Origin of the sequence: Cupriavidus oxalaticus (assembly GCF_004768545.1) — a bacterium.
Classification (GTDB): Bacteria; Pseudomonadota; Gammaproteobacteria; order Burkholderiales; family Burkholderiaceae; genus Cupriavidus; species Cupriavidus oxalaticus_A.
Window position 1 is genome coordinate 1527900 of the sequence record NZ_CP038635.1, and the last position, 14806, is coordinate 1542705.

The 14806-nt window shown below is 66.0% G+C and carries 12 protein-coding genes and 1 rRNA gene; 5 read left to right on the plus strand and 8 right to left on the minus strand.

Annotation, left to right across the window (positions count from 1 at the left end; all coding sequences use genetic code 11):
• The first annotated feature begins 95 nt into the window (after positions 1-95).
• Positions 96-1847 (plus strand): PQQ-dependent methanol/ethanol family dehydrogenase, encoded by a 1752-nt coding sequence (locus tag E0W60_RS17910; RefSeq protein WP_135705112.1) that lies wholly within the window; start codon positions 96-98, stop codon positions 1845-1847.
• 84 nt (positions 1848-1931) lie between these two features.
• A complete protein-coding gene (locus tag E0W60_RS17915; RefSeq protein ID WP_135705113.1) occupies positions 1932-2252 on the plus strand; it encodes a c-type cytochrome in 321 nt (106 codons plus the stop codon).
• A gap of 64 nt (positions 2253-2316) precedes the next feature.
• Here E0W60_RS17915 and pqqE read toward each other — a convergent pair whose 3' ends face one another.
• The 6 genes from pqqE to E0W60_RS17950 form a co-directional block, all read right to left on the minus strand.
• Positions 2317-3495, minus strand: coding sequence for a pyrroloquinoline quinone biosynthesis protein PqqE (pqqE, locus tag E0W60_RS17920; RefSeq protein WP_135706256.1), 1179 nt, complete (start codon positions 3493-3495; stop codon positions 2317-2319).
• Positions 3467-3742: a pyrroloquinoline quinone biosynthesis peptide chaperone PqqD gene (gene pqqD, locus E0W60_RS17925; RefSeq protein WP_135706257.1), complete on the minus strand. Its 276-nt coding sequence runs from the start codon at positions 3740-3742 to the stop codon at positions 3467-3469. The genes pqqE and pqqD overlap by 29 nt, the downstream gene beginning before the upstream one ends.
• A gap of 5 nt (positions 3743-3747) precedes the next feature.
• The gene (gene pqqC / locus E0W60_RS17930) at positions 3748-4440 is read right to left on the minus strand and encodes a pyrroloquinoline-quinone synthase PqqC (protein ID WP_133098322.1); all 693 of its coding nucleotides are present in this window, start codon (positions 4438-4440) and stop codon (positions 3748-3750) included.
• On the minus strand, positions 4437-5354 hold the full coding sequence (gene pqqB, locus E0W60_RS17935; protein WP_135705114.1) for a pyrroloquinoline quinone biosynthesis protein PqqB: 918 nt from the start codon (positions 5352-5354) through the stop codon (positions 4437-4439). The genes pqqC and pqqB overlap by 4 nt, the downstream gene beginning before the upstream one ends.
• Before the next feature lie 85 nt (positions 5355-5439).
• A complete protein-coding gene (gene pqqA, locus E0W60_RS17940) occupies positions 5440-5514 on the minus strand; it encodes a pyrroloquinoline quinone precursor peptide PqqA (protein ID WP_012355514.1) in 75 nt (24 codons plus the stop codon).
• A gap of 222 nt (positions 5515-5736) precedes the next feature.
• Entirely contained in the window at positions 5737-7725 is a 1989-nt protein-coding gene (locus tag E0W60_RS17950; RefSeq protein ID WP_135705115.1) for a sigma-54-dependent Fis family transcriptional regulator, read from the minus strand.
• A gap of 287 nt (positions 7726-8012) precedes the next feature.
• Between E0W60_RS17950 and pedF the strand changes: the two genes are divergently transcribed.
• Together pedF and E0W60_RS17960 are read left to right on the plus strand one after the other, a co-directional pair.
• Positions 8013-8486 (plus strand): cytochrome c-550 PedF, encoded by a 474-nt coding sequence (gene pedF, locus E0W60_RS17955; RefSeq protein ID WP_133098325.1) that lies wholly within the window; start codon positions 8013-8015, stop codon positions 8484-8486.
• A gap of 81 nt (positions 8487-8567) precedes the next feature.
• Entirely contained in the window at positions 8568-9479 is a 912-nt protein-coding gene (locus tag E0W60_RS17960; RefSeq protein WP_135705116.1) for a substrate-binding periplasmic protein, read from the plus strand.
• Positions 9480-9494: 15 nt separating this feature from the next.
• On the opposite strand, the gene E0W60_RS17965 is transcribed toward E0W60_RS17960, so the two are convergent.
• Positions 9495-11906: an SAM-dependent methyltransferase gene (locus E0W60_RS17965; RefSeq protein WP_135705117.1), complete on the minus strand. Its 2412-nt coding sequence runs from the start codon at positions 11904-11906 to the stop codon at positions 9495-9497.
• A gap of 15 nt (positions 11907-11921) precedes the next feature.
• Positions 11922-12662, minus strand: a complete 741-nt coding sequence (locus tag E0W60_RS17970; protein WP_240745954.1) for a protein-L-isoaspartate(D-aspartate) O-methyltransferase — start codon at positions 12660-12662, stop codon at positions 11922-11924.
• A gap of 553 nt (positions 12663-13215) precedes the next feature.
• Between E0W60_RS17970 and E0W60_RS17975 the strand changes: the two genes are divergently transcribed.
• Positions 13216-14749 (plus strand): 16S ribosomal RNA (locus tag E0W60_RS17975).
• The last annotated feature ends 57 nt before the right edge of the window (positions 14750-14806 follow it).

Below are 14806 nucleotides of genomic sequence, written 5' to 3' on the forward strand. Positions count from 1 at the left end.
GGCAATCCGATTGGCATGGGAATTGCCGTGTTCGTGTCTGGTGTGTGGTGCATTGGCGCACCGGTGGGAAACCAAAACAAAGAGAGGAGAAGGCAATGAGGACGTTACGAGCAGTGATGGTTGCCACGGCAGTCGCGGCCGCTACGGCCAGCGTGGCCGCGCAGGCGGCGGTGACCGACGCCATGATCGAGAACGACGCAAAGACCCCCGGCGACGTGCTGTCGTGGGGCATGGGCCCGCAAGGGCAGCGCTACTCCACGCTGGCGCGCATCAATACGAAAAACGTCGGCAACCTCGTGCCGGCGTGGTCGTTCTCGTTTGGCGGCGAGAAGCAGCGCGGCCAGGAAGCGCAGCCGCTGATCCACGACGGCAAGATGTTCGTGACGGCATCGTATTCGCGCATCTACGCGCTCGACCTGAAGACCGGCGCCAAGCTGTGGAAGTACGAGCACCGCCTGCCCGAAGGCATCATGCCGTGCTGCGACGTGGTGAACCGCGGCGCGGCACTCTACGACAACCTGGTCATCTTCGGTACGCTGGATGCGCAGCTGGTGGCGCTGGACCAGAAGACCGGCAAGGTGGTGTGGAAGGAAAAGCTGGAGGACTACGCGGCCGGCTACTCGTACACGGCCGCGCCGCTGATCGTCAAGGGCATGGTGCTGACCGGCATCTCGGGCGGCGAATTCGGCGTGGTCGGCCGCGTCGATGCGCGCGATGCCAAAACCGGCCAACTGGTGTGGTCGCGCCCGGTCGTGGAAGGCCACATGGGCTACAAGTACGACAAGGACGGCAACAAGACCGAGATCGGCGTGACCGGCGCCGAGAACGCCAGCTGGCCTGGCGAGACCTGGAAGACCGGCGGCGCTGCCACCTGGCTGGGCGGCACCTATGATCCGGCCACCGGGCTGGTGTACTTCGGCACGGGCAACCCGGGGCCGTGGAACAGCCATATCCGCAAGGGCGACAATCTCTACTCGGCGTCGACGGTGGCGATCGATCCGGCCACCGGCAAGATCGTCTGGCACTACCAGAACACGCCGAACGATGGCTGGGACTTCGACGGCGTCAATGAGTTCGTGACCTTCGACCTCGATGGCAAGCGCATGGGCGGCAAGGCCGACCGCAATGGCTTCTTCTATGTCAACGACGCGCGCAGCGGCAAGCTGGTCAACGCCTTTCCCTTCGTCAGGAAGATCACCTGGGCCAGCGGCATCGACCTGAAGACCGGCCGGCCCGACTTTATCAGCGAAGGCCGTCCCGGCGACCCGGCCGCCGTCGCCGACGCGAAAAAGGGCAAGTCCGTGTTCGCCGCGCCCGGCTTCCTCGGCGGCAAGAACCAGCAGCCGATGGCCTACAGCCCGCAGACCGGCCTGTTCTATGTGCCCGCCAACGAGTGGGGCATGGATATCTGGAACGAGCCAGTCAGCTACAAGAAGGGCGCGGCTTTCCTGGGCGCGGGCTTCACCATCCAGCCGCTGAACGAGGACTACATCGGCGCGCTGCGCGCGATCAATCCCAAGACCGGCAAGATCGTCTGGGAGGCGAAGAACGGCGCGCCGCTGTGGGGCGGCGCGATGACCACTGCCGGCGGCCTGGTGTTCTGGGGAACGCCGGAGGGCTATCTGAAGGCCGCCGACGCCCGGACCGGCAAGGAATTGTGGAAGTTCCAGACCGGCAGTGGCGTGGTGGCGCCGCCGGTCACGTGGGAAGACAACGGCGAGCAGTACGTGGCCGTGGTGTCGGGCTGGGGCGGCGCGGTGCCGCTGTGGGGCGGGGAAGTCGCCAAGCGGGTGAATTTCCTGGAGCAGGGCGGATCGGTGTGGGTGTTCAAGCTGCACAAGAGCTGAACGCGGGCCGGTCGATGGGCATGCACGCCGGCATCGCGATGCCGATGCCGGCGCGCCGGCAGGACGAAACAGCGAGACAAGGGTATGAAGAAGGAATGGATGGCGCTGGCGGCGGCGGTGCTGCTGCCTTGCGCGGCGCAGGCGGGCACGGCGGCCGAGATGCAGGCACTGGCCGACAAGAACGGCTGCTTTGCCTGCCATGGCATGCAGTCGAAACTGGTGGGGCCGGGCTTCGCCGAAGTGGCGGCGAAATACAAGGGGGACAACCAGGCAGCCGGGCGGCTGGCCAGGAAGATCCGCGAAGGCGGCAAGGGGGTGTGGGGGCCGGTGCCGATGCCGGCGCATGGGAATCTTGGCGAGGCGGAGGCGAAGCAGCTCGCGGAGTGGGTGTTGAACGCAGGGTAGGAACGCGGGAGGAATGAGGGAGAAGGGCGGAAGCCCGGCTGGCGCGAGCCACGCCGGGCTTTCTTTACTTGCGCGCAGCGCTCAGGCGCAGGGAGTTGCCATCGCTGCGAAACACCATCGGCTCGCCTTCGCCACGCGGATGCAAGGCCGCCAGCCGTCCCTGCAGCACGATCTCGCTGACCTTGCCGTGGTCGGCGGAGCGCTCGCAGACCGGATCCGTCGCGGCGGGGTCGCCGGTCAGCAGGAAGGCCTGGCAGTGGCAGCCGCCGTAGTCCTCCTCCCGGTGGTCGCAGGACCGACACGGTTCCTGCATCCATGCCGTGCCGCGAAAGCGGCGGAACGCCTCGCTGTCGCGCCAGATCTCGCGCAACCCCTGGGTCGTCACATTCGGCAGCGCCAGCCCCGGCAGCATGCGCGCCGCATGGCACGGCAGGGCGGTCCCGCCGGGCGCCACGCCCAGGAAGGTCGTGCCCCAGCCATTCATGCACTTCTTGGGCCGGTCCTCGAAGTAGTCGGGCACCACGAACAGGACCTGGCACCGCTTGCCGATGCGCGCCCGGTATTCCCTGACCACGGCCTCGGCCTCCAGCAACTGCTCGCGCGTGGGCAGCAGCGCCAGGCGGTTCTCCCATGCCCAGCCGTAGTACTGGGTATTGGCCAGCTCCAGGTATTCCGCCCCCATCTGCAGCGCCATCTCGATGATGGTGCCGACATGCGGCAGGTTGTGCCGGTGCAGTACGCAGTTCATCACCATCGGGTAGCCGTGCGCCTTGATCATCCGGGCCACGCGCTGCTTCAGGTCGAAAGTGCGGGTGCTGGACAGGAAGTCGTTGAGCTCGCGCGTGGAGTCCTGGAAGGACAGCTGGATATGGTCCAGCCCGGCCTCGCGCAACGCCGCGAGCCTGGCGTCGGTCAGGCCAACGCCTGAGGTGACGAGGTTGGTATAGAAGCCCAGGCCATGCGCATGCCGCACCAGTTGTTCCAGGTCCCGGCGCAGCAGCGGCTCGCCGCCGGACAGGCCAAGCTGCACAGCGCCCAGCGCGCGTGCCTGGCTGAATACGTCGCACCACTGCGCGGTGTCGAGCTCGGCCGTGTGCCGGGCATAGTCAACCGGATTCGAGCAGAAGGCGCAGTGCAGCGGGCAGCGGTAGGTCAGCTCGGCCAGCAGCCACAGCGGCGGGCCGGGGGAGTCGGGCAGGGCGGCGGCGACGGCGTCAGACCAGCCAGCCGCGTTCGGTCGCATGTTTGACAAAGGCATGTACCTCCGGGGCGATGCCCTGCACGCCGAATGCGGACTGCAGGTCGTCGATCAGCATGTCGAGGGTATGTCCGCCGTCGCAGCGCTGCAGGATCGCGGCGGCGCTGTCGTTGAGGGTGACCATGCCTTCCGGGTAGAGCAGCACCCAGCTCTGCTGCGCCTCTTCCCATTGCAGGCGGAAGGTCCGGTGCAGCAGCGGGCGGGCGAGGTCTGGCGTCGCGTTGGCTGTCATGGCTGTCATGGCTGGGCGTGCTGGATGGCGTCGAGCATCGACCAGAGCACGTCGAGCTTGAACTGCAGGATGTCGAGCGCGCGCTGCTGCTGTTCCGGCGTGCGGAAGAAATCCAGCGTCACGCGCAGGCCATGGTCGACGTCGCGCTGCGCCAGCGGGATGCGCGATCGGAAATAGTCCAGCCCGGCGGCCTCGATCCACGGGTAATGCGTGGGCCAGCCCGCCAGGCGCTCCTTGTGGATCTCCGGCGCGAACATCTCGGTCAGCGACGAGCACACCGCCTCCTGCCACGGCGCGCGGCGCCCGAAGTTGACGTAGGCGTCCACGGCGAAGCGCACGCCCGGCAGCACGTGCCGCTGGTCCAGCAGCGCGTCACGCTCCAGCCCCACGGCCTGGCCCAGCCGCAGCCACGCCTCGATGCCGCCGGGCACGATGTCGGTGCCGTCATGGTCGAGGATGCGCACGATCCACTGCCGGCGCGTGTCGCGGTCGGGGCAGTTGGACAGGATCGCGGCATCCTTCAGCGGGATATTTGCCTGGTAGTAAAAGCGATTCGCCACCCACGCGCGGATCTGCGCGGGCGAGCACTCCCCCGCGGCCATGCGCCGGTTGAAGGGATGGTGGATGTGGTAGCCGCTTTCCTTGGCACGCAGGCGGGCCTCGAACTCCGCCGGGCTCCATGCAATGGGATGTGTCATAGCGCGATTTCCATGCCGTCGCAGGCCAGCTCGATGCCGTGCCGCGCCAGCTCGGCGCGTTCGGGAGAGTCTTCCACCAGCACGGGGTTGGTATTGTTGATGTGGATAAGGATCTTGCGGGCGGCGGGCAGCCGGTCGAGGATCTCGATCATGCCGCCGGGGCCGGACAGCGGCAGGTGGCCCATGTCGGCGGCGGCCTTGGCGGAGAAGCCGAGGGCCTGCATCTCGTCCTCGCGCCAGAAGGTGCCGTCGACCAGCACGGCGTCGGCGTCGCGCAGTTCCGCAAAGACGCGGTCGTCGACGCTGCCGAGGCCGGGTGCATAGAATGCGCGGCGCCCGCTGCGGCAGTCTTCGATGCGCAGGCCGATGTTGTCGCCGATGCGCGGCGCGTTGCGGCTGGGGGAATAGGGCGGGGCCTTGCTTTGCAGCGGCACGGCAGTGAGCCGCATGCCCGCCAGCGGCGGCACGGTGAACGGCGTGGCGTCGCAAGGCAGCGCGTGCGTCTGCACGCCGCAGAAGTGCGACAGCATGCGGGTCAGCGGAAAGGCCGCGCCAAGGTCGTCGAGGACCGCCGCGGTCGCATAGAGCGGCAAGGCGTGGCGGTGCTCGCGCAGCATCAGCAGGCCGGTGACGTGGTCGATCTGCGCGTCCATCAGCAGCACCGCCGCGATGGCGCTGTCGCGCGGCGCGCGCGCCGGCTGCAGCGCCGGCGTCTGGCGCAGCTGCTGCAGGATGTCGGGCGAGGCGTTGACCAGGATCGCGTCCGGCCCGTCGCCAAACAGCGCTATCGACGACTGCGTGCGCGGCGTGGCGCGCACGGTGCCGCGGCGCACGCCGTCGCAGTTGTGGCAGTTGCAGTTCCACTGCGGGAAGCCGCCGCCGGCGGCCGACCCCAGTACCCGGATGGTTGTCATGGCGCGAGCGCTTGGTCGTGGGCATGGCGTCACGGAGCAGGCGCGCGGCCCGGCAACGCGGGCGTGGCGCCTGTCCGGGGCGCGATCAGCGGTTGGCGATATACATCGTGATCTCGAAGCCCAGTCGCAGCTCGGTGTAGGCGGGGGTGGTCCAGGTCATGTCTCTCTCCTTGGATGGCGTGGTTAGTGAATATCGTTGTGGTGCGGCAGGCTGGCTGTCGCATCCCTCTCGAGGCAACATCCATGCCCGGGATTTCCTCGCATCATGCCGCCGGGTGAGGGCCTGGCCGATGCCCGTGCGCGCCTGCTCTCTGTGTCACGACTGTTTCAAAATGGGACACCTGTCCAGGAACGGGACACCGCTGCATCGTGGCGGACGGGCTCAGCCGGGCTGGTGCGGCAGCCCGCGCGCCTCTTCCATCTTGCGGTAGACGGTATTGCGCGAAATGCCCAGCGCCTTGGCCGCCGCCGAGATATTGCCGTGGTGGGCCCTGACGGTGGCGACGATGGCCTGGACCTCGACCTCGGCCAGCCGCGTCGGCTGCGCGGCTGGCGGCGCGCTAGTCGGGGCAAGGGCTGCCGGCGCGGCCGCCCGCGCCTGCCGCTCGCGCAGGTCGTCCAGGAAATCGTCGGGCAGGTGGTCCTCGGTGATCTCGGCTTCGCCTTCCGCCATCAGCCGGGCGGTGCGCAGCAGGTTGCCGAGCTGGCGGATATTGCCCGGCCAGTGGTAGGCGCGGAACATCTCCATCACCGAGTCCCTGATGCGGGGCGGCACGCCGGCGGCCCGCTCCTGGCGCAGCAGCTTGCCCGCCACCACGTCCAGGTCGCTGCGCTCGCGCAGCGCGGGCAGCCGCACCACCATGCCGTTGAGGCGGTAGTACAGGTCCTCGCGGAACTGCCCGCCGGCGACCATCTCGCGCAGGTTGCGGTTGGTGGCGCACACCAGCGAAACATCGATATGGATCACCTTGCTGCTGCCCAGCGGCTGCACCGCGCGCTCCTGCAGCGCACGCAGCAATCGTCCCTGCAGGTGCAGCGGCATGTCGCCGATCTCGTCCAGGAACAGCGTGCCGCCGTTGGCCAGCAGCATCTTGCCGATGCCGCCCTTCTTGCGGGCGCCGGTGAAGGCGCCTTCCTCGTAGCCGAACAGCTCCGACTCGATCAGGTTCTCGGGGATCGACGCGCAGTTCACCGCGATGAACGGTCCGGCGCGGCGCGGGCTGTCGGCGTGGATGGCGCGCGCCATCAACTCCTTGCCGGTGCCGGTCTCGCCCAGCACCATCACCGGGATGTCCTTGCCGATCACCTTGCGCAGCTTGCCGATCACGGCCCGGATCTGGGTGTCGCCGGTGTCCAGGTCATCCAGCCCTTCCGGCCCCGCGGGCCCGGACGGGTCGGCGCGCAGGCGCTGTGGCGCCATGACGGCGTCGCGCGCATCGGGGCGCGCCTCGGGGCGCGCCCCATCCACGCCGGGCACCGCGGACCGGCTGGTCTTCCATTCCACGCGCGCGCTGACCTTGACGCCGCTGGGCAACTGCAGCTGCACCATGCCGGCCTGTGCCGCGCGCACCACGTCGAACAGCTGCGACATCGACAGGCCGAACAGCGACGAGAAGGTATGCGCCTGCAGCGCGCCGTTGGACAGGCCCAGCTGGAACTGCCCGCTGCGGTTGGCCGACAGGAAGCGCCCGCCCGGCGTGAACGACACGATGCCCTCCACCAGCGTGCCCAGGAACTCCGCGCGCGAATGGAAGCGGATGCACACCATGTCGCGGAAAGCATTGCCGAACAACTGGTTCTCGATCATCTGCGCCGACATCCGCACCAGCGCCATGGTGTGCTTGTGGAAGCCGCGCTGGTCGCCGGTCACATCGAGCGCGCCGACGGTCTTGCCGTAGGGATCGAGGATGGTCATGCAGGAACAGGTCAGGAACTGGTTGGCCTCCAGGAAATGGTCTGCGCCATGGACCAGCGTGGCCCGGTTCTCGGCCAGGGCGGTGCCGATCGCGTTGGTGCCGCGGGACGATTCCGACCAGTCCGCGCCGGCGCGCAGCGCCACCTTGTCGGCGCGGGCCAGGAAGTCATCGTCGCCCAGCGAGTGCAGGATCAGGCCGTCGGCGTCGGTCAGGATCACCATGCTCTGGGTGTTCACGATCTGGTCGTACAGCGTTTCCATCACCGGCAGCGCATAGGTGAACAGTGACTGGCTGCGTTCGATGCGGGTCTTCAGTTCGCTCTGCAGCACCGGGCAGAAATCCGGCGACTCATAGGGGCGCAGTCCGTAGGAAGCGGAGCGCTGGTGGGCCTGGGCAATCAGTTCGGCGCGCTCGGGTTGCGCGGGTTCACCCGCCGGTGCGGCTTGGATGGTCATTTCTGTGTCTCCTGTGGAAGGTCGCCCGCGATCTTTGCGCGGGTCGCTGCCGGCGCCTTCAGCGGGCGCGTGTCCGACAGTGTTGCGCCATGAAGCAAGACGCTTGCCAGAGTGTGGCATTCCGGGACACCGGCGCGGCGATGACTGGTGCCGCTGCGGCAGGACCGGCCCCGGCCAGTGCTGCTGCGACGCGGTTCCGCGTCCGGTCTGGCGCGTGCCGCACCCGCTGGTATGGCTCTTGCGGAAATGGCGTCAAACACAACACCCATTCACCGCAGGAGACATCCATGAACACGCAGCGCCATCTGCTTGCCTTGCTATCGCTTTGCGCGGCCCTTGCCGCACCGTCCACCGCGCTCGCGCACGGCGACGTCACGCCACAGGCCGTCGACACCAAGGCCCTGCCACAGCTTGGCGACGAATGGCGTCCGGACAATCCCTACCGCGCCGGCGCCGCGCAACAGGAAGCGCAGCGCATCGGCAGCTCGGCCTACAACCAGAACTGCGCGCGCTGCCACGGCCTGGAAGCGGTGTCCGGCGGCATCGCCCCCGACCTGCGCAAGCTCGACGGCGACTGCGTGTCGCTGGCCGATGCCAAGAAGAAGCAGGCCTGCATGGGCGAGATCTCGCAGTTCTACACCACCACCGTGCGCAAGGGCCGCACGCGCGATGGGCGCGTCTATATGCCGCCGTTCGAAGGCGTGCTGAGCCAGGAAGCGGTGTGGGCAATCAAGACCTACCTGGAATCCCGGCGCGAGTGAGGGCCGCGCACGGTCCCGCAGGCCGTGCCATTCGTCTTGCTGCTCCGACAACCATCGTCATTCGATTCCAGGAGAGACCTCATGCCTGCCAGCCCAGTCAGTGGCCAGAGGCTTTGCCAGACCCCTGCCGCACCCGCCGCACCGGCATCGACCCGGCGCCGGCTTTGCGTCGCCTTGCTGGCGGCCGGCGCGCTGCTCGGCACGCAGCCGGCATTGGCCGACCTTGCCAGGATCCGCCAGAACGGCTTGCTCAAGGTCGCGGTCTACAAGGGCCTGCCGCCTTTCTCGGCGGCGGCGGGCAGCCAGTACGAAGGAATCGACGTGGCGCTGGCCCGGGCCCTGGCCAGCGAACTGGGGGTCTCGGTGTCGCTGCTGCCGTTCGATGCCGACGAGAACATGTCCGATGACCTGCGCTCGATGGTGTGGCGCGGCCACTACCTCGGCTACGGCCCGGCGGACGTGATGCTGCACGTGCCGGTCGACCGCGCTTTCATGCGCGCTAACGACAAGGCGCTGATCTTCGCGCCTTACTACCGCGAGACCTTCGTGCTGGTGCGCGACCGCGAGCGCCTGCCGGACGTGCGCAGCCTGGACGACCTGGCGGGCCAGCCCGCCGGCGCGGCGGCTGGCTCTGCCGGCGCCAACGCGCTGCTGTCCGGCGCGGGCGGTGCCTTGCGCGACAAGGTGAAGATCTACCCCGAGGCCGCCCAGGCGCTGCGCGCGCTCTTCGCCGGCGAGATCGCCGCCGCGATGGTGACCCGCGCGCAATACGAGAGCGCGCTGCGGGCCGCCGGCCAGTCCGCGGCGCGCTTTGGCACGGCGGACGTCAGCTCGCCGCTGCTGCCGCCGCGCGGCTGGGCCGTCGGCATGGCGATCAAGGCCGGCGACAAGGAACTGGCGCAATCGCTGGAGATTGCACTGGACGCGCTGCGGCGCAAGGGCGAACTGGCGCGCATCTTTGCCGGCTATGGGGTCACAATGCAGGAGCCGTGAAGCGCGGGCGGGCCGTCATGGGCAGGCCAGCGCTGCAGCAAAGTACAACAGCAGCGCCACCAGGATCACCACGGTAAAGCCGGCATGGATGGCAACCAGCGTGGCCAGCACCGCCGCCACTACGGATGCACAGGCGTTGATGCCCCAGGCCCACGGCACCAGCGCTTCGTCGCCGGCCGCGACCCGGCTCAGGCCGAGCGGAAAGGGCATGCCCATCAGGAACGCCAGCGGCGCGATCAGCAGTACCGCGACGGCAATCCGGGCCGGATCGGGCAACGCGATCAGCAGCCTGAATACGGCGGGCAGCGCCACGAGGTAGAGCAGCGATACCACCCAGATGCCGGTGATCGCCAGCATCGCCTGGCGCCCATCGCGTGCAGGGAGGGTTTGCGAGTAGCGGCTGCCGAGGCCGGCGAAGCAGAGGAAGGCACACAGTACCACCGCGACCGCATACAGTGGATGGCTCAGGAACAGGATGAATTTCTGGATGAAGGCGATCTCGACGAACATGAAGCCGACGCCGACTGCAAGGAAATAGAAGCCGACGCGCCATGCGTGCGGACGCTGGCTGCCGTTTGTGGTGACGGGGGGGCGCCGTCGGAGTACTCGCAGCGGGACCACGATCAGCAGCAACGCCGCGGCGGTGGCCTGCAGCAGCGTGGCGACCAGCACCGGATAACCCCATTCCAGCAGTGGCAGGCCGCCCTGCGACTTCAGCGCCAGCAATTCAGGCAGCGTGCGCCATTTGAAGAAATGGAAGAAATAGGGTTTGTCGTCGGTTGCGGGCCGCACGTCGAACTTGTATTCCGACAGGAAGCGCGCACGTTCGGGACCGAGCAGGGCTTGCGCAGTTTCGAAGAAGTAAGGCTTGTCGAGCACGTTGTAGCGATTCGCCTGGCTTGCCTGGATGCCGGGAAAGTATTCGACGTCGAATGAACGGGCGCGGCAGAAGGCCTGCAGCGCGGCAAGCTCCGCCGCGTCGAACGCGCCGTTCTTCACCAGCAGCGTTGCCGTCTTCCAGCCGCGGATCAGCACCAACCGCAGCGCAGGCGCGGGCACGTCCATTCCTTCCATCGCCGCCACGGCGGTGGCGAACAGCTTGGGAATATCGCGCGGCGGCAGCGTGACCCAGCGCGTGATCGCCAGCATGCCGCCGGGGCGAAGATGGCGCAGGTAGCCCTGGAAGGCTTCCACGGTATAGAGATAGCTCTCGGACAGCGCATACAGACCCGCCGAGGACGTGCTGAACGAGTCGAGCAAGGCGACCTGGATCAGGTCGTAGCGGTCCTTGCTCGCCGCCAGGAAGCCGCGCGCCTCGCCGGTAAAGACGCGCACGCCCGGTGCGCTGTAGGGTTTGCCGGAGAACGCGGCAAAGCGGCCCTGGACCAGTTCGATCACCTGCGGATTCAGCTCCACCGCATCGACGGCGCTGGCGTGATGCCAGATCGCCTGCAGGACGTCCGCTCCGGCGCCACTGCCCAGCACCAGCACCTTAGGGTTTTGCAGCAGGTGGAACGGCAGGGCAGAGGTGAGGTCGCCAAGGTAGGCCAGCGGCTCGCGCCGGCCGTCATAGCGGTTGAGCGCGCTGAGCCCGTCGCCGTCCGTCAGCACGGCCAGTTGCGGCGGCGGCTCGGTGCTGGCATTCAGGCTCAACCCGGGCGCGTGACGCAGCGGGATCGACGGGCTTTCCACTACCGTGACCAGCCCGAGCGGACTGGAGCGCTGCGCCACCACGCGTGCATCGCCGATGCGCAGCAGCTGGCTCAGTTCCTTGTACTCGGATGGCCGCAGCGCGATCCATGCTCCAGGCACGGCAGCCGGCACCATCGCCGCCACCAGCAGGAACGCCGGCAACCATCGGCGATGCCAGCGGCATTCCACGCACGCCAGCGCGGCCGCCGCCATGCCTGCGGCGCTGACCAGCCGCAGCGCCCCCACCGGGCTCAAGGCGAACAGCGCCACGATGATCCCAAGGCAACCCAGCCCCGCACCCAGGATGTCGAAGCTGTACACGCGGTGGACTTGCGTGTCGAAGCGCGAAAACACCAGGCAGACGCTGGTCGCCGCGCAGAAGAACGGCACGAACAGCAGCAGGTAGAGCAGCAGCAGGCGCAGCGGCTGCGATGGCTCCCACAGGATTTCGAGCGGATTGAACGCGACCAGTTGGGCAATCGCGAAACAGGCCATCGCGGTGGCGCCGAAGAGCAGGGCGCCCGCCACGAACGCCGGCATGAAATGGCGCAGCAGCACCGGCCGTGCGAAGGCGACCAGCGCGCCGGCCGCGCCATAGCCAAGCAAGGCGACGCTGATCATCATGTAGGCGAAGTGGTGCCACAGGATGATGGAAAGCAGCCGCATCAGCAGGAGTTCATAGCCCAGCGCGGCGGCGGACAACAGGGCCAGGGCAAGCAGCGGCGGTCGTGGCATGGTGCCGGCGGCGCGCTATGGCTTTCTGACCAGCGGCACGAACCTGACCGGCAGGATCTGCCGGGTGGACACGGCGCCGTCGGCGGCCTTCTCGACCAGCAGCAGGTATTGCGTCATGAACTGCGCGCCCACCGGGATCACCATGCGGCCACCTGGCTTGAGCTGGCGGATCAACGGAGGCGGCACATGGCTGGCCGCAGCGGTGACGACGATGGCGTCATACGGCGCGTGCTCCTCCCAGCCGTAGTAGCCATCGCCGACTTTGCATGCCACTTGCTGGTAGGCCAGCCGCTTAAGCCGGTCACAGGCCTGCCGTCCCAGCGGCTCGATGATCTCGATGGTGTAGACCGCCTTGACCAGTCCGGCCAGCACAGCCGCCTGGTAGCCCGAGCCGGTGCCGATCTCCAGCACGGTATCGCCGGGCTTTGCCATCAGCAGGTCCGTCATCAGCCCGACGATATAGGGCTGCGAGATGGTCTGGCCATGGCCGATGGGCAATGGACGGTTGTGATAGGCGTACGGCTTCTGCGCATCCGGGACGAACTCGTGCCGCGGCACCTGGCCCATCACCGCCATGACGCGCCGGTCCAGCGTGTGCCTGCCGCTGGTTGCGCCGGTTTCGGCCGCGATGGCGGCGATCTCCTTCACCATGTCGGCGCGCTCGGCCGCGCTTGCGTCCTGCGCGCCGGCGCTGCGCCATGGCAGCGCCACGGCCAGGGCGGCGGCGAGCAGAAAAAGGGCGGGTGACGGTTTCACGGCAAGCAGCGGTAGGTTGCCTTATTGGACATCGTAGTCACGAAAAGGCGCGCGTCTAAGGGCTCCGGCCCGGCGGATGATGCACATGAACAAGAAAGTGGAAACCAGGGCACTTTCAGTGTTTTTTGAAAAAGACTTGCCACTTTCTTTCTGAGGCACTAATATTCGCCCCCTCCTGCAGCGCGAGCAGCCATGCAAGCATGGCAGGGGAATTGGTTGTTTGAGATTTACTTCGGCTGGCAGCGCCGGTCGGAAAAAGAAAGTTCTCGAAAGTAGTTGCTAAATCGTAGAAAATTCTTTAAGATCTCGTTTCTTCGCTGCTGACAAAACAGCGACGCGACAAGCAAAGCGAATCGCGCAAGTTCTTTAACAAACAAACACCGATAAGTGTGGGCGCTTGATAACGGATGCGAAAGACTTCGGTCTTTTAGCTTACAAGTTATACAGTGCTCGCACAGCAAAACGTGACCGGGTCTTCGGATCTGGTCAGTCAGTTTTCTGAGAGTGAGCGACCGCTCGAAAGAGCGAGGGTCTTCGGGCCCACACAGAGATTGAACTGAAGAGTTTGATCCTGGCTCAGATTGAACGCTGGCGGCATGCCTTACACATGCAAGTCGAACGGCAGCACGGGCTTCGGCCTGGTGGCGAGTGGCGAACGGGTGAGTAATACATCGGAACGTGCCCTGTAGTGGGGGATAACTAGTCGAAAGATTAGCTAATACCGCATACGACCTGAGGGTGAAAGCGGGGGACCGGTAACGGCCTCGCGCTACAGGAGCGGCCGATGTCTGATTAGCTAGTTGGTGGGGTAAGAGCCTACCAAGGCGACGATCAGTAGCTGGTCTGAGAGGACGATCAGCCACACTGGGACTGAGACACGGCCCAGACTCCTACGGGAGGCAGCAGTGGGGAATTTTGGACAATGGGGGCAACCCTGATCCAGCAATGCCGCGTGTGTGAAGAAGGCCTTCGGGTTGTAAAGCACTTTTGTCCGGAAAGAAATCGCGCTGGTTAATACCTGGCGTGGATGACGGTACCGGAAGAATAAGCACCGGCTAACTACGTGCCAGCAGCCGCGGTAATACGTAGGGTGCGAGCGTTAATCGGAATTACTGGGCGTAAAGCGTGCGCAGGCGGTTTGATAAGACAGGCGTGAAATCCCCGAGCTTAACTTGGGAATGGCGCTTGTGACTGTCAGGCTAGAGTATGTCAGAGGGGGGTAGAATTCCACGTGTAGCAGTGAAATGCGTAGAGATGTGGAGGAATACCGATGGCGAAGGCAGCCCCCTGGGACGTCACTGACGCTCATGCACGAAAGCGTGGGGAGCAAACAGGATTAGATACCCTGGTAGTCCACGCCCTAAACGATGTCAACTAGTTGTTGGGGATTCATTTCTTCAGTAACGTAGCTAACGCGTGAAGTTGACCGCCTGGGGAGTACGGTCGCAAGATTAAAACTCAAAGGAATTGACGGGGACCCGCACAAGCGGTGGATGATGTGGATTAATTCGATGCAACGCGAAAAACCTTACCTACCCTTGACATGCCACTAACGAAGCAGAGATGCCTTAGGTGCCCGAAAGGGAAAGTGGACACAGGTGCTGCATGGCTGTCGTCAGCTCGTGTCGTGAGATGTTGGGTTAAGTCCCGCAACGAGCGCAACCCTTGTCTCTAGTTGCTACGCAAGAGCACTCTAGAGAGACTGCCGGTGACAAACCGGAGGAAGGTGGGGATGACGTCAAGTCCTCATGGCCCTTATGGGTAGGGCTTCACACGTCATACAATGGTGCGTACAGAGGGTTGCCAACCCGCGAGGGGGAGCTAATCCCAGAAAACGCATCGTAGTCCGGATCGTAGTCTGCAACTCGACTACGTGAAGCTGGAATCGCTAGTAATCGCGGATCAGCATGCCGCGGTGAATACGTTCCCGGGTCTTGTACACACCGCCCGTCACACCATGGGAGTGGGTTTTGCCAGAAGTAGTTAGCCTAACCGCAAGGAGGGCGATTACCACGGCAGGGTTCATGACTGGGGTGAAGTCGTAACAAGGTAGCCGTATCGGAAGGTGCGGCTGGATCACCTCCTTTCAGAGCGTGCATCCTACGTTGAGCGTCCACACTTATCGGTAGTTTGTTGGTGAAGGC